The organism is Vogesella oryzagri, assembly GCF_040148885.1.
Lineage (GTDB): Bacteria > Pseudomonadota > Gammaproteobacteria > Burkholderiales > Chromobacteriaceae > Vogesella > Vogesella oryzagri.
The window spans coordinates 205,423-222,259 of sequence record NZ_JBEFLD010000004.1 but is presented as its reverse complement, the minus strand read 5'-3'; the positions used below and the strand labels follow the sequence as shown (position 1 = coordinate 222,259).

Genomic DNA, 16,837 nt, shown 5'->3' with positions numbered 1-16,837 from the left:
ACAGCCGGACCCGATCGGGTCTGGCTGTTGCTGGCGCTGCTGCTGCTGGGCGGCTGTGCACTGCCGTTTCTCACGCATGCGGCCAACCGCCTGCTTACCGGACACGGCATCGCGTTGACCGCCCTGCCCGGCTACCTGCCCTGGCTGCTGCTGGCGCCACTCGGCGTGCTGCTGGCATCGCCGTGGCTACCAGACAATCGCCCCTGGCACTGGACCCGGCTGCTGGCCACCATCCTGCTGGGCAATGCCCTGCCGTGGCTGGCCGGCAGTAGTGCCCGGCTGCTGGATAGCGATGCCGAGTCGCTGGCGCGCATCTCCTTTGGTGGCGGATTCTGGCTGCTGCTACTGGGCAGCCTGCTGTTTTACATGGAAAGCAGCCGCCGGCTTGCATTGACCTCCCCATGGCGAACCCTGCTGACGCTGGCAGCGCTGCTGCCGGCCGGCCTGCTACTGGCCAGCGGCCAGTTGAACCAGCTGTCGCTACTCAGGGAATACGACAATTTTCGCGACAGCTTCGACAGCGCCCTACAGCAACACGTGCAGCTGGTCGTACTGTCGCTGCTGCCGGCCCTGTTGCTGGGCACCGCGCTGGGCCTGCTTGCCTTCCGGCTGGCCCGCCTGCGCGACTGGGTGTTTCCCGCCCTCAATATCGTACAGACCATCCCTTCCATCGCCTTGTTCGGTCTGTTGATCGGCCCACTGGCCTGGCTGGGCAAACAACTACCGGGCAGCGGTATCGCCGGCGTCGGCATGCTGCCGGCAACGGTAGCGCTCACCCTGTATTCCTTGCTGCCGCTGGCGCGCGGCACCTATGCCGGGCTGCAACAGGTACCAGCCGAAGTGCGCGATGCCGCCCGTGGCATCGGCATGACAGGCTGGCAGATTTTTCTGCGCGTAGAGCTGCCATTGGCTCTGCCGGTGTTCATCGGTGGCGTGCGCATTACCGCCGTCCAGGCTGTAGGTCTGGCCGTCGTCGCCGCTCTGATCGGTGCCGGCGGCTTTGGCGCCATCATGTTCCAGGGCTTGTCCGGCAGCGCGCTGGACCAAGTGCTGCTGGGCGTGTTGCCAGTAGTGGCACTGGCCATCGCCGTGGACGCCGGCTTCAAACTGGCCATCGCCTGGCTCGACAGGAAAAACCATGATCGACATTTCTAACGTCAGCAAACGCTTCCAGCACAGCAATGCCGTGGACGGGCTGTCGCTGCAGATCACCGCCGGCGAGTTGACGGTGCTCATCGGCACCTCCGGCTCTGGCAAATCCACCACACTGAAGATGATCAACCGCCTAATCGAGCCGGACAGCGGCAGCATCCGCCTGGCCGGAGAGGACATCCGCCAACAGACACCGGAAGTCCTGCGCCGCCGCATCGGCTACGCCATCCAGTCAGTCGGCCTGTTTCCGCACTGGACGGTGGAACAGAACATCGCCGCCGTACCGACACTGCTCAAGTGGCCGGCAGCGCGCATCCGCAACCGCGTGACCGAACTACTGGAGCTGCTGCACCTGCCTGCTGAAACATTCCGCCAGCGTTACCCGCACCAGCTGTCCGGCGGGCAGCAGCAACGGGTAGGCGTCGCGCGGGCGCTGGCCGCCGATCCGGAGGTACTACTGATGGACGAGCCATTCGGCGCACTGGACCCAGTAACCCGCGGCAGCCTGCAGCAGGAGCTCGCCCGCATCCAGAAGCTATCCGGCAAGACCATCGTGCTGGTCACCCACGATATCGATGAAGCATTGCAGTTAGGGCAGCACATAGTGCTGATGGACAAGGGACGCATCGTGCAGCAGGGCAAGCCGGAAAGCTTTCTGCTGCAACCGGCCAATGACTTTGTGCGCGACTTTGTCGGCCAGAGCGATGCCGGCGTGCGCCTGCTGGGGCTGACAACCGTTGCCAGCCGGGTGCAGCCCACCGCCCGCGCCGAGGGCGAACCGATCCGCAGCGACTGCACGCTGCGCGAGGCATTGTCGCAATTTGTCAGTCGTCAGGTGGACCGCCTGCCGGTGGTCAACGAGCAGGGCCAGCATGCCGGGGCCCTGCTGTTCTGCGACCTGCTGGGCGGCAAGGCATCATGATGCGCCCCTTGCGTGCACTGCTGGCCCGCCGCGCCTTGCTGCTGGCCAGCGGCCTGTTGCTGGCCGCCTTGCTGCTCCTGCCCCACGCCACGCCGCTGTTTGCCTGGCTGTTCCCAGAGCTGGATCGGCCGCTGTATGTGCAGGAAAGCTTCGGCACGCTGGTGCTGGCGCATCTGGGCATCGTGCTGGCCTCCAGCAGTATTGCCGTGCTGCTGGGCGCCGGGGCCGGCCTGCTAGTGTCGCGCACCGCCTGGCGCGATCTGCGACCACTGTTCGAGACCGTCATCGCCATCAGCCAGTCGCTGCCGCCGGTCGCCGTGCTGGCAGTGGCGGCACCGCTGATCGGCTTTGGCGAGTGGCCGGCGCTGATCGCACTGGTGCTGTACGGCTTACTACCAGTCGCGCACGGCACGCTCAGCGGGCTGGACGCCATCCCCGCCCACCTGCGCGAAGTGGCGCTGGGCATGGGCATGACCCCGGCGCAGACCCTGCGCCAAGTGGAGCTACCGTTGGCCGCACCGGTCATCCTGGCCGGCATCCGCACCTCGGTGGTGATCAATATCGGCACCGCCGCCATTGCTTCCACCGTGGGCGCCAAGACACTGGGGCTGCCCATCATCGTCGGGCTTAGCGGCTTCAATACCGCCTACGTGATCCAGGGGGCGCTACTGGTTGCCCTACTGGCCGTGGTGGCCGATCAACTGTTCGAGTGGCTGGCGACCTGGCTGGCTCCGCACACGGCGGTGGAGTGACACATGCTGTGCAGCCTGCCAATGTACCCGCATGCCCCGACGGCACTGGCCGAGTTATGGGCCGCGCTGCGCCAGCGCCTGCAGGCCGGTGGGCTGGCCGGACTACCGGCAGAATTGACGCTGCCGGACGACTACCTGGCGCACTGGAAGACGCCGCAGTTGCTGTTAAGCCAGAGTTGCGGCTACCCGGTGGCCACGCTGCTGGCCGACACCGTGACCGTGCTGGGCGCATTTCATTACGATGTACCTGGCTGCAGCGGATACTTGTACAGCAGTCAGCTCGTGGTGCGGCGCGACGATCCGCGTCAGCAACTTGCCGACTTTCGCGGCGCCCGCGCCGCCTGCAACGAACCACACTCGCAATCCGGCTACCATGCGCTGCGCGCCCTGGTCGCCGCACTACCGCCTCAGTCGCCGTTCTTTAGCCGCGTATTATTCAGTGGCGGACACCGCCATTCCGCCCGCCTGGTGGCCGATGGCAGCGCCGACATTGCCGCGCTCGACAGCGTCAGCGCCTGGCTGCTGGCCGAGGCGGAGCCGGCGGTATTCGCCAGGCTGCGCTGCATCGGCCACAGCACCCTCGTTCCCGGGCTGCCTTTGATCACCGGTCGACACACGCCGCCAGCCGTGGTGCAGCTACTGCGTCAGTCCCTGGCTGCCTGCGTTGCCGACCCCGCGCTGCAACCCACGCTGCAGATGCTGCGCATCCGCGGTTTTACACCACTGAGCAACGACGACTATCTGCCGTTGCGACTGCAGGCCGCGGCCAACCCTGAACGTCTGAGGGCGTGGTAGCAACCATGGCAAACATCCGGCTGGCGATCCGAAGCCGGTTGGTGAGCACCCATGCCGGACGCTCGGCAACCAGCGCTCACGCCGGAAGCGGCCAACCTTACGGGCGGAACAGCCGTTGTCGCACATAAAAAACGGGCCATGACGGCCCGTTTTTACTGATATGGCACCCGCGACTCAGGTGCGGAACACGTTCACCTCGTCGCGCAGCGCATTGGCCAGCCCGGTCATGTGCTGTGCGGTTTCCGCCGAGCGGTTGGCCGCCTCGTTGCTTACCCCGGCCAGGTTCGCCACCTGCTCCACCTGGGTAACAATCTGCTGCACGCTGGCGCGCTGCTCCACCAGCCGCTGGTGAATCTGCGTCACCACTGCCATGGTCTCGCGCGAGGCATCCAGAATGCTGTCGATGGCCTGGCGCGCCTCGCCGGTGATGGCGGCGCCGTTGGCGGCCAACGTTACCGACTGGCGCATGGCATCCACCGCCGAGCCGGTTGCCGACTGCATCGAGCCGATCATGCCGGAAATCTCGCCGGTGGCCGCACTGGTGCGCTCCGCCAGCTTGCGCACCTCGTCCGCTACCACGGCAAAGCCGCGGCCAAACTCACCCGCCCGCGCTGCCTCGATCGCTGCATTCAGCGCCAGCAAATTGGTTTGCTCGGCAATATCGTGAATCACGCCGATGATGGTGGAAATCTGCTTGGCACTGTCTTCCAGACTATGCAGGCTGCCGGCGGCAGCACCCAGCGTGCCCGAGATGCGGTTCACCTCCTCCACCGCCGCCACCAGGCTGCGACTGCCTTGCGTCGCCGCGTCGCTGGACGCGCTGGCGGCGCGACTGGCTTCGCCGGCCACCTGTTCGATCTGATGCACACTGCCACCCAGCTGCTGACTGTAGCCATGCATCAGCGTGGCGCTTTCGCGCTGCTCGCCGGACGAGTTGGCCGCCGCCGCCGCTTTGTCCGCCAGTTCGCGGGCGGCCGACTCCAGCTCGGAAGCATGTTCGCTGGTACGGTTCAGCGCGTGGCGGAAGTTCTCCAGCAGGCTGTTGATGGCGTCCGCCACCTCGCCCACTTCGTCGCGGCGCGCCACTTCGATACGTCGCGTCAGGTCATGGCTATCGCGCACCTCGCCCACCGAGCGCACCAGCGTGCGCACCGGGCGGCCAACCAGTCGGCCAGTCAGCACCCACAGCGCCAGCGACATCAGCACCAGCAGCAGCACGCAGCCGCCGATCAGCCCCTGCAGCAGCAGGCGGTTGTCGCGCTGCAGCTCGCTGGTCAGCTCGTCGCTGACGATCAGCCAGCCCCAGGCGTCCAGCCGCTGCCAGCTGAGCATGTGCGCCACCGGTTTGCCGTTCTCACCCGGCAGCTGCACCGCCAGGCTGCCGCTCTTGCTGTCCAGCAAGTCTTTCAGGTACGGCTGGCCGCTGGTATCCAGATCCTTGTCCACGCTGCGACCAGACAGTTTGTGATGCAGCACGAAGCGACCGTAATCCCGCCCGCCCTTGTTCACGTCCACGATATTGATATGGCCGGATTCGCCGATGCGCACCTTGGTCAGGCGCGCCAGCAGACCGCCCACACCTTCACTGGCACCAATGGCGACCGAAGTGGCACCCACCACCTGGCCCTGCTCGTCCTTGATCGGGCTGAAGCTGACCACGTACTCCTTGTCGAACAGCACCATCTTGCCCTGGTAGGGCATGCCCTTCAGCAGGCGCTCGTAGGCGGCGCTGCCGCGCTCCAGCTTGCTGCCTACCGCCCGCTTGCCGTCGGCGGTCAGCAGCGAGGTGGAGATGCGCACGAAGTCATCGCCCGCGCGCACCAGCACCGCGGCGGCATTGCCGCTACGAATGGCAAACTCGCCGGCCAAGTCATGATTGTTGTTGAGCACCATGTCGCCGGACTTCAGCACCGGCACCTCGCCCGCGCCTTCCAGCGGCATGTTCTGCCCCGGTACCAAGGTAATGGTGGCCGGAAAACTGGCCACATACATGCGCTCGAACTGGGCGGCGGAAATCTTCAGCGCATCGTCGAAGCCCTCGATCATGTTTACCGACTGGCTGATCAGCTGCTGCTGCACCGCCTGGGTACGCGCCTGCAGCAATTTTTGCGAGAAGTAATAGGCAGGCAGCATGAACGCCGCCACCAACAGCACCATCAGTACGACCTGGGCCAGCACCAGCCGCGTGCCGATACGCATCGCGTGTTTCATTTCTGTCTCCACGTTTTAAGGGCGCGCCGTCATGGATCTCATGCAGCGCGTCTGTAATAGGCTGTCGATTCTATAGAACCTGTCGCAGCTGACATGCAAATTATCGGCCAGCTTTGCCTGCGCCAGCCATAGTGTCGACTGTAGACAATCAAATATCTATACATTTCATACGCTTGCCGGTCGTGCCGGGCCGGCCACGCTTGTACCCTGTACACCACACTGGCGCCCTGCCGCACCCGCCGCGCGAAAAGCAGCGCCGCGCATGCACAAATCTTGAGCCAGCGCGTGTCTGTCGGCGCCAACTGCGGGCATACTGTGCGCCGTTCCGACGTTACCTCGCTTTCAGCGCAGCACAACCATGTCTTCCCCCATTCAAACCGCCCGTATCGACTGGAGCAGCGGCCAGCCCAGATCCAGCGATTACGACGACGTGTATTTCTCCCGCAATAGCGGCATCGACGAAACCCGGCACGTGTTCATCGCCAACAACCAGCTGCCGCAGCGCTTTGCCGCCCTCGGCGAGCACGCGCTGTTCAGCATCGGCGAAACCGGCTTTGGCACTGGGCTGAACTTTCTGGTGGCGTGGCAGACCTTTCTGCAGCACGCCCCGGCCAGCGCGCGGCTGGCGTATGTCAGCACCGAAAAACATCCGCTGCAGCCGCACGACCTGCAACGCGCACTGGCGCTGTGGCCGCAACTGGCCCGCGAAGCCGCGCAACTGCTGCAGCAATACGCCGAACTGCCGCCCGGCTGGCACCGGTTTGTGCTGGAAAACGGCCGTGTCACGCTGACGCTGCTGGTGGGCGATGCACTGGACACCCTGCCGCAGCTGGATGCCCGCATCGACGCCTGGTTTCTGGACGGTTTTGCCCCGGCGCGCAACCCGGACATGTGGCAGCCGGCACTGTTCGCGCAGCTGGTGCGGCTGTCTGCCGCCGGCACCACCCTCGCCACCTTCACCTGTGCCGGCAGCGTGCGCCGCGGGCTGCGCGAAGCAGGTTTCAGTGTAGAAAAGGTGCCGGGCCATGGTAGCAAATGGGCGATGTGCCGCGGCCAACTACGGCAAGCGCCGGCCGCCAGCTGGCAGGCGCCGTGGTATGCCCGCCCCGAAGCAGCCGCCAGCGAGCGCAGCGCCATCGTGATCGGGGCCGGCATTGCCGGCGCCAGCGTGGCGTACAGCCTGGCCGTTCGCGGCTGGCAGGTGACCGTACTCGACCGCCAGCCGGCGCCGGCCAGCGAAGCCTCCGGCAACCCGCAAGGCGTGCTGTACACCAAGCTGTCGCCACACTTCACCCCGCTTACCCGCCTGCTGCTGTCCGGCTACAGCTACAGCCTGCGCACCCTGCACGCGCAGCTGCCGCCGGGCGAAGACAGCTGGCAGCCTTGCGGCGTATTGCAGCTGGCGCACGACGCCGGCGAGCGCAAACGCCAGCAGGGGTTGGCCGCAGCCGGCCTGCCCACGGGTCTGTTGCGCGCAGTGGATGCCGACGAAGCCAGCGCGCTGGCCGGCATCGTACTAAGCCAGTCGGCGCTGTATTTTCCGCAAAGCGGCTGGCTGCACCCGCCGGCACTGGTGCGGCAATTGCTGGCGCACCCCAATATCCGGCTGCAGCTGGGTGTTACCGTCGACGAACTGAGCCGGCGCGCCGCCGACGGCCAGTGGGTAGCCAGCGGCCAGCAGGGCGAGCTGGCGACGGGCCGCATCGCGGTGCTGGCCAATGCCAACGACACCCGCCAGCTTCCCGCCAGCAGCCACCTGCCGCTCAAGGCCATTCGCGGCCAGGTGTCGGTACTGCCCGCCACGGCGGCCAGCCGGGCGCTGCAGAGCGTGGTGTGCGGCGAAGGCTATATCTCACCGGCACGCCATGACAGCCACTGCTTTGGCGCCACCTTCAAGTTCGAGCCAGTCGCGGGCGATACCACCGCGGAAGAACACCAGGAAAACCTGGCGATGCTGGCCGGCATGGCCCCGGCGCTGTACCAGGCGCTGGGCGGCGGCCAGCTGCAAGCAGAGCACTGCAGCGGCCGCGCTGCCTTGCGCTGCACCAGCCCGGACTACCTGCCCATCGCCGGGCCGCTGGTGGATCGCGACGCCTTTGCCGCGCAGTACGGCATGCTGTCGCGCGACGCCAGCCTGCAGCCGGACACGGCGGCGCCGGATATTCCAGGGCTGTTTGTCACCACCGCGCACGGTTCGCGCGGCATGGTCACCGCCCCGCTGTGTGGCGAGGTGCTGGCCAGTCTGCTGGAAGACGAACCACTGCCGTTGCCCAAGCCGATCATGGATGCCATTCACCCCAGCCGCTTCCTGCTGCGCGGCCTGATCCGCAAGCAGCAGCCATAACCGTCACAGCTTGGCCGCATGCGGCCAACCTTGCCCCGTCAGCCCGTGCCCTGCACGGGCTGTTTTTTTGTCTACGATCAAACCACGCGGCAATCGCAACCCGCGCACATGGCAGGTGCTTGAAATCCGGCAACTCTCTCCCAAACTTGCAGGTATTCAAGCGTTACACGAGGAGCATGGAATGCGATTCGAAAAACTGACCACCAAGTTTCAACAAGCCCTGGCCGAAGCGCAAAGCCTGGCGCTGGGCGAAGACAACGCCTACATCGAGGCGCAGCACGTGTTGCTGGCCATGCTGGACGATGCCGACAGCGGCGTCGGCAGCCTGCTGGCCCGTGCCGGCGTCAACACCGGCGCGCTGAAGACCAGCCTGCGCGATGCCACCGACCGGCTGCCGAAAGTCACCGGCACCGGCGGCGAGATCACCGTGTCGCGCGAGCTGGGCAACCTGCTGAACCTGACCGACAAGGCGGCGATGAAGCGCGGCGACCAGTTCATCGCCAGCGAGCTGTTCCTGCTGGTGCTGGCCGACGACAAGGGCGAAACCGGCCGCCTGCTGAAACAGCACGGCGGCAACAGCGCCGCCATCCACGCCGCGGTGGAAGCGGTACGCGGCGGCGACAGCGTGGGCAGCGCCGATGCCGAGAGCCAGCGCGAGGCACTGAAAAAATTCACCCTCGACCTGACCGAGCGCGCCCGTGCCGGCAAGCTGGACCCGGTGATCGGCCGCGACGACGAGATCCGCCGCGCCATCCAGGTACTGCAGCGCCGCACCAAGAACAACCCGGTGCTGATCGGCGAGCCGGGCGTCGGCAAGACCGCCATCGTCGAAGGCCTGGCGCAGCGCATCGTCAACGGCGAAGTACCGGAAAGCCTGAAGCACAAGAAACTGCTGGTGCTGGACATGGCCGGGCTGATCGCCGGCGCCAAATTCCGCGGCGAGTTCGAGGAACGGCTGAAGGCGGTACTCAGCGACATCGCCAAGGATGAGGGCAACATCATCCTGTTCATCGACGAAATCCACACCATGGTCGGCGCCGGCAAGGCCGATGGTGCCATGGATGCCGGCAATATGCTGAAGCCGGCGCTGGCGCGCGGCGAGCTGCACTGCCTGGGCGCCACCACGCTGGACGAGTACCGCAAGTACATCGAGAAAGACGCCGCGCTGGAGCGCCGCTTCCAGAAGGTGCTGGTGGACGAGCCGACGGTAGAGGACACCATCGCCATCCTGCGCGGGCTGCAAGAAAAGTACGAGATTCACCACGGCGTGGATATCACCGACCCGGCCATCGTCGCCGCCGCCGAGCTGAGCCACCGCTACATCACCGACCGCTTCCTGCCGGACAAGGCCATCGACCTGATCGACGAGGCCGCCAGCCGCATCAAGATGGAGCTGGACTCCAAGCCGGAGGAAATGGACAAGCTCGACCGCCGCCTGATCCAGCTGAAAATCGAGCGCGAGGCGGTAAAGCGCGAAACCGACGAGGCCTCGAAGAAGCGGCTGCAGTTGATCGAGGAAGAAATCACCGACCTGTCGCGCGACTATGCCGACCTGGAAGAAATCTGGAAGGCCGAGAAAGCCAGCCAGCAGGGCAGCCAGTCGATCAAGGAAGAGATCGAGCGCCTGAAGGTGGAAATGGACGAGCTGAAACGCAAGGGTGACTGGCAGAAACTGGCCGAGCTGCAGTACGGCAAGCTGCCGCAACTGGAAGGCCGCCTGAAGGAGGCGGAAGCCGCCGGCAGCGGCGACAAGCCCAACCGCCTGCTGCGCACCCAGGTCGGCGCCGAGGAGATCGCCGAGGTGATCTCGCGCATGACCGGCATCCCGGTGTCGAAAATGCTGACCGGCGAGCGCGAGAAGCTACTGCACATGGAGGACGTGTTGTGTCAGCGCGTGGTGGGGCAAAGCGAAGCCGTTACCGCCGTGGCCGACGCCATCCGCCGCTCGCGCTCCGGCCTGGCCGACCCCAACCGCCCGTACGGCTCCTTCCTGTTCCTCGGCCCCACCGGCGTGGGCAAGACCGAGCTGTGCAAGGCGCTGGCCGGCTTCCTGTTCGATAGCGAGGAACACCTGATCCGCGTCGACATGTCCGAGTACATGGAAAAACACTCGGTATCACGCCTGATCGGCGCGCCACCGGGCTATGTCGGCTACGAGGAAGGCGGCATGCTCACCGAGCAGGTGCGCCGCAAGCCGTACAGCGTGATCCTGCTGGACGAGGTCGAAAAGGCGCACCCGGACGTGTTCAACGTGCTGCTGCAGGTGCTGGACGACGGCCGCCTGACCGACGGCCAGGGCCGTACCGTGGACTTCAAGAACACGGTGATCGTGATGACGTCGAACATGGGCAGCCAGCACATCCAGAGCATGGCCAGCGACGACTACCAGGTGGTGAAACTGGCGGTGCTGGCGGAGGTGAAGGCGCACTTCCGGCCGGAGTTCGTCAACCGCATTGATGAGCTGGTGGTGTTCCACAGCCTGGGCGAGACGCAGATCAAGTCCATCGCCCGCATCCAGCTGAAACGGCTGGAACAACGCCTGGCCAAGCTGGATATCAGCCTGCAGGTAAGCGACGAGGCGCTGAGCCTGATCGCCGATGCCGGCTTCGACCCGGTATATGGCGCACGGCCGCTGAAACGGGCGATCCAGAGCGAGATCGAGAACCCGCTGGCCAAGGCGATTCTGGCTGGCAAGTACCCGCCGAAATCCACCATCATGGTGGAAGCGCGCGCCGGCCAGCTGCAGTTCGACTAAGCCGGCGGCGACATCGGCGTGTCACAAAATGCGGCCAACCTGCCCACAGGTTGGCCGCATTTTTGTTGCCGCCGGCGAAGCCACAGGCCAGAAAGATTGAACTCCACCCCGGCTCGGCTTGTCTGTCATCAAGCCTGTTCAGGCGTTTAACCCCTGCGTGCCGCCCCGCGGCTGGCACGCCACTTGCCTTAGCAAGCCCATCCCGGCCACTGCGCCACGGGATACCGGGCACCATACAATCAACTCTGGAAACCGCATGGATCAACTGCTTAACAAGCTGGCCACGCGCCAGCCGGATGAATCTCCCGTCGCCGCTCTGGCCGCGCTGGCGGCCCAGCTGCGCCCGGACGATGCCGGCGACCTCGTACAGGCCACCAGCAACCTGCGCGCCCTCACCTACCTGCTGACCCGCCACAGCGAACAACGCGCCGCACTGCGTAATGCGCTGCTGGATCTGCTGGCGCAATCGCGCCAGGTGCAGCTGTACACCGACACCGGCCTGCTCTCCAACGAGACGTTTTTCCAGGCCATCAAGCGCCGCATCGGCGAACGCCTGCTGCCGCCGGCACGCTCCAATGCCCACCTGGCCGACCAGTTCGGCGTGATTTTCTGCGGCAAGGAGGACTACCGCTGGGTCGGCGCGGTCGAGCCGGCCGTGTGGCAAGAGCTGTGGCAGGCGCTGGCCTGGCACGAAGAAACGTTGGCCGCGGCCAACCCTACCCGGCTGCAATTGCTGGAGGCGGTGCAGGTGCTGACCGCGCGCATTACCGCCATCGGGCTGGAGCCGGAGCTGGTGCGGGTGTACCCGGACATCGAACGCTTCGAATCGCCGTTCCTGCACCTGTCGGCCGAGGCGCTGCATTTTGTCGAATCCGCGCGCGCGGCGATGAGTGAGCCGACGCTGCAGGCCGAAGACGACAAGCAGATGCTGGTGTTGCTGGACCAGTGCGAGCAGCTGATCGGCCGACTGCGCAAGGTAGCGCTCGAGTGTGGCGTGTCGGTCAGCCTGACCTACCACCTGCAGCGGCTGACACAGCATATCGAACGGTTGCGTACCGTGCTGCGGCTGCTGGATCAGGACATCAGCCCGGCGCAGGACGGCGCGTTGTTCCACCTGCTGGCCGAGCTGGTGCGCGCGGAAAACCGCAAGTTCAGCGTGCGCGACGTGTTCACCAGCAACACCGAACTGCTGGCGCGCCAGGTAACCGAACACGCCGGCCGCCACGGCGAGCACTACATCGCCGAGAACCGCAGCGAGTGGAAAGACATGGCCCGCGCCGCGATGGGCGCCGGGCTGATCGTCGGCTTCATGGCGCTGTTCAAGCTGCTGCTGGCCAAGCTGCACCTGCCGCTGATCTGGGAGGCGCTGGCCTTCGGCCTCAACTACTCGCTGGGTTTCATGCTGATCCACGTGCTGCACTTCACCGTCGCCACCAAGCAACCAGCGATGACCGCCGCGCGCATCGCCGCGGTGATTCACCAGGCCAACGGCAAGCCGCAGCTGAATGAGCTGGCCGAGCTGGTGGCCAAGGTACTGCGCACCCAGCTGGTGGCCATCCTCGGCAACGTGCTGGTGGCGATACCGGTGGCGTGGCTGATCGCCGCCAGCTGGAAGGCGATTACCGGCAGCCCGGTGATCGACATTGAAAAAGCCAGCCATCTGCTGCACGACCAACACCCGTTCGACAGCCTGGCGCTGCTGTATGCCGCCATTGCCGGCGTGTATCTGTTCCTGGCCGGGCTGATTGCCGGCTACTACGACAACAAGGCCATCTACCGCCAGATCCCGCAAAGGTTGGCCGCATTGCCATGGCTGAACCGGCTGCTGGGTGAGCGCCGCACCCGCCGGCTGGCGCACTATGTGGAGCACAATCTGGGCGGGCTGGCCGGCAATTTCTACTTCGGCCTGTTCCTCGGCATCACCGGTACGGTGGGCTTTCTGCTGGGCCTGCCGCTGGACATCCGCCACATCACCTTCTCGTCGGCCTATCTGTCCTACGCGGCGGTGAGCTACGACTACCTGGTGCCACTGAACATGGCGCTGTGGGCCATCGCCGGCGTGGTGCTGATCGGCATGACCAATCTGCTGGTGAGCTTCACCCTTGCGCTGTGGGTGGCACTGCGCGCGCGCAAGCTCAAGGGCACCGATGCGCTGCCGCTGTTGCCGGCGGTGCTGAAGCTGGCGGTGTGCCGGCCGATGGATTTTCTGATCCCACCGGCCGACAAAGCCGGGCACTGAGCCTGCTCGCTCCACGCCAATGGCGACGTACTGCGTCGCCATTTTTTCGACCTGCATCAAACAACAACCAACTCTCTGCGACCTTTTGCTAAACACCTGATCTAGATCATGGTGAAAATCATATTTTTACCGTTCTTTTTTGTAACTGTTTGTAGTCTTCCAAGAAAAAACCAAGAGCATAGCTGCTGTTATTTCAACAACTTGGTGCACGGCAGCAAAGTGGGCCGTCATACGCAAGCTGGTCATGACTCTGTTTTGTATCCGAATCCCGCCGCCGCGGCTTGAAGCGGACGGCGAAATCGCTTTCAATCGCGCCCGTCCAGTCATACCAAGGATGGAATGACCACCCCATTCCATTCGCTTTCCGTTTTTCAAAGCGAAGTACCTGACTCGTTCCGCCAGCCTTTTATCAGGCACGGCAAGCGTAACGCCCGCCCACCCCTGCCGTGGCGCCGCGCTTGTCCTGGCCGCAGTTGCCAGTCGGGCAGCGAATGTTCGCTGTCATGCCATCAGGTTTGGACAGCCGCCGGGCCACATGCCCGCGGCGGTGAACCGGCGCACTTACCGACCCAGCTGTTATCGGCCCGCCCCACCGCCCGCGCGCATCTCCTCCCGGCCTGTCGCACCGCCCACGCGCGGTGTTCGCAACCCAGTTACGTTTAAAAACCACCAAGGTCGCAGGATGATAAAACGCACACTTCCACACCTCTCAAGATGGCTAGGGCTTGGCATCACCGCCCTGCTAGCCGGCTGCAAGGGGGGCATTCTCGACCCCAAGGGCCAGATAGCCGCCGACGAAAAATCCCTGATCATCACGGCAACAATTCTGATGCTGCTGGTGGTGGTGCCGGTGATCGTGATGACCATCGCGTTTGCCTGGAAATACCGCGCCAGCAACGAAAGCGCCACCTACACGCCGAAGTGGGCGCACTCCGGCAAGATTGAAGCCGTGGTGTGGATCATCCCCATCATCATCGTGACCTTCCTGGCCATCGTGACCTGGAACAGCACCCACAAGCTGGACCCGTACCGCGAGCTGGATTCCAGCGTGAAGCCGATCAATGTGCAGGTGGTGTCGCTGGACTGGAAGTGGCTGTTCATCTACCCGGACCTGAACATCGCCTCGGTCAACCAGCTGGCGTTCCCGGCCAATACCCCGGTGAACTTCAAGATCACCTCTGATGCGGCCATGAACTCGTTCTTCATTCCGCAACTGGGCGGCCAGATCTACTCGATGGCGGGCATGCAGACCAAGCTGCACCTGATCGCCAACGAAGCGGGCAGCTATGACGGCATGTCGGCCAACTACAGCGGCGCCGGCTTCTCCGGCATGAAGTTCAAGGCACTGGCGATGAACAGCCAGGCCGAGTTCGACAGCTGGGTGCAAAAGGTGCGCGCCGGTCAGCCGCTGGATGCGGCCAACTATGCCGCGCTGCTGAAGCAGAGCGAAAACAACCCGGTTCAATACTTCTCTTCCGTCACCCCCGGCCTGTTCTACGGCGTGCTGAACAAGTACATGGCAGGTCACCAGACCGCCATGGAATCCGGCCTCAGCGCCAGCCAGCTCAAAGCGCTGAGCAACAGCCTGTGCGCACCCGCAGCAGCCAAGGAGTAATCAAGCAATGTTCGGAAAACTGACTCTGGAAGCAATACCCTTCCACGAGCCCATCATCATGGGGGCGCTGTCCGGCGCCGGCCTGCTCGGCCTGGCCCTGATTGCCGCCATCACCAAGTTCGGCAAATGGGGCTACCTGTGGAAAGAGTGGCTGACTTCGGTCGACCACAAGAAAATCGGCGTGATGTACATCATCGTGGCGCTGGTAATGCTGCTGCGCGGCTTTGCCGATGCGCTGATGATGCGCACCCAGCTGGCGATGGCCACCGGCGGCGCCCACGGCATTTTCCCGCCCGAGCACTACGACCAGATCTTTACCGCCCACGGCGTGATCATGATCATCTTCATGGCCATGCCGTTCATGACCGGCCTGATGAACATCGTGGTGCCACTGCAGATCGGCGCCCGCGACGTGGCGTTCCCGTTCCTGAACTCGCTGAGCTTCTGGCTGCTGGTGGCCTCCGCCGCGCTGGTGAACATCTCGCTGGGGGTTGGTGAATTCGCCAAGACCGGCTGGGTAGCCTACCCACCGCTGTCCGAGCTGGCCTACAGCCCGGGCGTGGGGGTGGATTACTACATCTGGGCGCTGCAGATATCGGGTATCGGTACCACGCTGACGGCGATCAACTTCCTGGTGACCATCCTCAAGATGCGCGCCCCGGGCATGAAGCTGATGCAGATGCCGATCTTTACCTGGACCTGCACTTGGGCCAACGTGCTGATCGTTTCCTCGTTCCCGATCCTGACCGGCGCGCTGGCCATGCTGACGCTGGACCGCTACCTGGACTTCCACTTCTTTACCAGTGAAGCCGGCGGCAACCCGATGATGTACCTGAACCTGTTCTGGGCCTGGGGCCATCCGGAAGTCTACATCCTGGTACTGCCGGCCTTCGGCATCTTCTCGGAAGTGATCTCCACCTTCTCCGGCAAGCGCCTGTTCGGCCATACTTCGATGATCATTGCCTCCGGCGTGATCTCGGTGCTGGGCTTCATGGTGTGGCTGCACCACTTCTTCACCATGGGTTCCGGCGCCAGCGTCAATGCCTTCTTCGGTATCGCCACCATGGTGATTTCGGTGCCGACCGGCGTGAAGCTGTTCAACTGGCTGTTCACCATTTTCCGCGGCCGCCTGCGCTTCACCGCGCCGGTGATGTGGACGCTGGGCTTCATGATCACCTTCTCCATCGGTGGCATGACCGGTGTGCTGATGGCGATCCCGGGTGCCGACTTTGTGCTGCACAACAGCCTGTTCCTGATTGCCCACTTCCACAACACCATCATCGGTGGTGCGGTGTTCGGTTACCTGGCCGGCTTCGCCTTCTGGTTCCCGAAAGCCTTCGGCTTCAAGCTGAACGAGCGCCTGGGCAAGGCCGCCTTCTGGTTCTGGCAGTCCGGCTTCTTCTTCGCCTTCGTGCCGCTGTACGTGCTGGGCTTCCTGGGCATGACCCGTCGCCTGAATCACACCGACAACCCGCTGTGGACCCCGTGGCTGTACATCGCCTGCATCGGCGCGGTGCTGATCGCCATCGGTATCGGCTGCCAGCTGCTGCAACTGTTTGTCAGCCTGCGTGACCGCAAGCAACTGGCCGACGTAAGTGGCGACCCGTGGAATGGCCATACCCTGGAATGGTCTATCTCCTCGCCGCCGCCGTTCTACAACTTTGCCACCCTGCCGCAAGTGCATGACATCGATGCCTTTACCGATATGAAGGAAAAAGGCGTGGCCTACGACATTCCCAAGCAGTACGCACCGATCCACATGCCGAAGAACACCGCGGCCGGCGTCTACATCGGCGGCTTCACCCTGGCGTGCGGCTTTGCGCTGATCTGGCACATCTGGTGGCTGGCCATCGTCGGCCTGCTGGGCATCGTGGGCAGCATGCTGGCGCGCGCCTACGACAACGACAAGGACTACTACGTGCAGCCGGAAGAGATCGAGGCCATCGAGCGCGAGCGCTTCGAGAAAATGGGCATCGACTTCGACCGCTACGACGAGCGCGACAGCAACAACCGTCCGCACAAGGCCAAAACTCTGGAGCAGGTGTAAGCAGC

At 64.5% G+C, this 16,837-nt stretch carries 10 protein-coding genes; 9 read left to right on the top strand and 1 reads right to left on the bottom strand.

Annotated features, from left to right (window positions below):
- The first annotated feature begins 27 nt into the window (after window positions 1-27).
- From ABNW52_RS08740 to ABNW52_RS08725, 4 genes are read left to right on the top strand one after another with little or no spacing between them, the layout of a single operon-like run.
- Entirely contained in the window at window positions 28-1,155 is a 1,128-nt protein-coding gene (locus ABNW52_RS08740) for an ABC transporter permease (protein ID WP_349586489.1), read from the top strand.
- Window positions 1,139-2,074, top strand: a complete 936-nt coding sequence (locus ABNW52_RS08735; RefSeq protein WP_349586487.1) for an ABC transporter ATP-binding protein — start codon at window positions 1,139-1,141, stop codon at window positions 2,072-2,074. Before ABNW52_RS08740 ends, ABNW52_RS08735 begins: the two co-directional genes overlap by 17 nt.
- A complete protein-coding gene (locus tag ABNW52_RS08730) occupies window positions 2,071-2,826 on the top strand; it encodes an ABC transporter permease (RefSeq protein WP_349586484.1) in 756 nt (251 codons plus the stop codon). Before ABNW52_RS08735 ends, ABNW52_RS08730 begins: the two co-directional genes overlap by 4 nt.
- Window positions 2,827-2,829: 3 nt before the next feature.
- Window positions 2,830-3,621 carry a phosphate/phosphite/phosphonate ABC transporter substrate-binding protein gene (locus ABNW52_RS08725; RefSeq protein WP_349586481.1) on the top strand — a complete coding sequence of 264 codons (792 nt, stop codon included), beginning with the start codon at window positions 2,830-2,832 and terminating at the stop codon, window positions 3,619-3,621.
- A gap of 174 nt (window positions 3,622-3,795) precedes the next feature.
- On the opposite strand, the gene ABNW52_RS08720 is transcribed toward ABNW52_RS08725, so the two are convergent.
- Window positions 3,796-5,832, bottom strand: coding sequence for a methyl-accepting chemotaxis protein (locus ABNW52_RS08720; protein WP_349586479.1), 2,037 nt, complete (start codon window positions 5,830-5,832; stop codon window positions 3,796-3,798).
- A gap of 358 nt (window positions 5,833-6,190) precedes the next feature.
- Here ABNW52_RS08720 and mnmC point away from each other — a divergent pair, with 358 nt between their 5' ends.
- From mnmC to cyoB, 5 genes are all read left to right on the top strand, one after another.
- Window positions 6,191-8,176, top strand: coding sequence for a bifunctional tRNA (5-methylaminomethyl-2-thiouridine)(34)-methyltransferase MnmC2/FAD-dependent 5-carboxymethylaminomethyl-2-thiouridine(34) oxidoreductase MnmC1 (gene mnmC / locus ABNW52_RS08715; RefSeq protein ID WP_349586476.1), 1,986 nt, complete (start codon window positions 6,191-6,193; stop codon window positions 8,174-8,176).
- 181 nt (window positions 8,177-8,357) lie between these two features.
- The gene (clpB, locus tag ABNW52_RS08710; RefSeq protein WP_349586473.1) at window positions 8,358-10,931 is read left to right on the top strand and encodes an ATP-dependent chaperone ClpB; all 2,574 of its coding nucleotides are present in this window, start codon (window positions 8,358-8,360) and stop codon (window positions 10,929-10,931) included.
- A 256-nt stretch (window positions 10,932-11,187) separates the two neighbouring features.
- On the top strand, window positions 11,188-13,170 hold the full coding sequence (locus tag ABNW52_RS08705; protein ID WP_349586470.1) for a site-specific recombinase: 1,983 nt from the start codon (window positions 11,188-11,190) through the stop codon (window positions 13,168-13,170).
- Between the two features lie 682 nt (window positions 13,171-13,852).
- On the top strand, window positions 13,853-14,785 hold the full coding sequence (gene cyoA / locus ABNW52_RS08700) for a ubiquinol oxidase subunit II (protein ID WP_349586467.1): 933 nt from the start codon (window positions 13,853-13,855) through the stop codon (window positions 14,783-14,785).
- 7 nt (window positions 14,786-14,792) lie between these two features.
- Window positions 14,793-16,832, top strand: coding sequence for a cytochrome o ubiquinol oxidase subunit I (cyoB, locus tag ABNW52_RS08695; RefSeq protein ID WP_349586464.1), 2,040 nt, complete (start codon window positions 14,793-14,795; stop codon window positions 16,830-16,832).
- Window positions 16,833-16,837 lie beyond the last annotated feature (5 nt).

Coding starts and splice junctions, on each gene's coding strand:
- ABNW52_RS08735 (WP_349586487.1), top strand. CDS start 1,139: ATGATCGACATTTCTAACGTCAGCAAACGCTTCCAGCACAGCAATGCC.
- ABNW52_RS08730 (WP_349586484.1), top strand. CDS start 2,071: ATGATGCGCCCCTTGCGTGCACTGCTGGCCCGCCGCGCCTTGCTGCTG.
- ABNW52_RS08725 (WP_349586481.1), top strand. CDS start 2,830: ATGCTGTGCAGCCTGCCAATGTACCCGCATGCCCCGACGGCACTGGCC.
- ABNW52_RS08720 (WP_349586479.1), bottom strand. CDS start 5,832: ATGAAACACGCGATGCGTATCGGCACGCGGCTGGTGCTGGCCCAGGTC.
- mnmC (WP_349586476.1), top strand. CDS start 6,191: ATGTCTTCCCCCATTCAAACCGCCCGTATCGACTGGAGCAGCGGCCAG.
- clpB (WP_349586473.1), top strand. CDS start 8,358: ATGCGATTCGAAAAACTGACCACCAAGTTTCAACAAGCCCTGGCCGAA.
- ABNW52_RS08705 (WP_349586470.1), top strand. CDS start 11,188: ATGGATCAACTGCTTAACAAGCTGGCCACGCGCCAGCCGGATGAATCT.
- cyoA (WP_349586467.1), top strand. CDS start 13,853: ATGATAAAACGCACACTTCCACACCTCTCAAGATGGCTAGGGCTTGGC.
- cyoB (WP_349586464.1), top strand. CDS start 14,793: ATGTTCGGAAAACTGACTCTGGAAGCAATACCCTTCCACGAGCCCATC.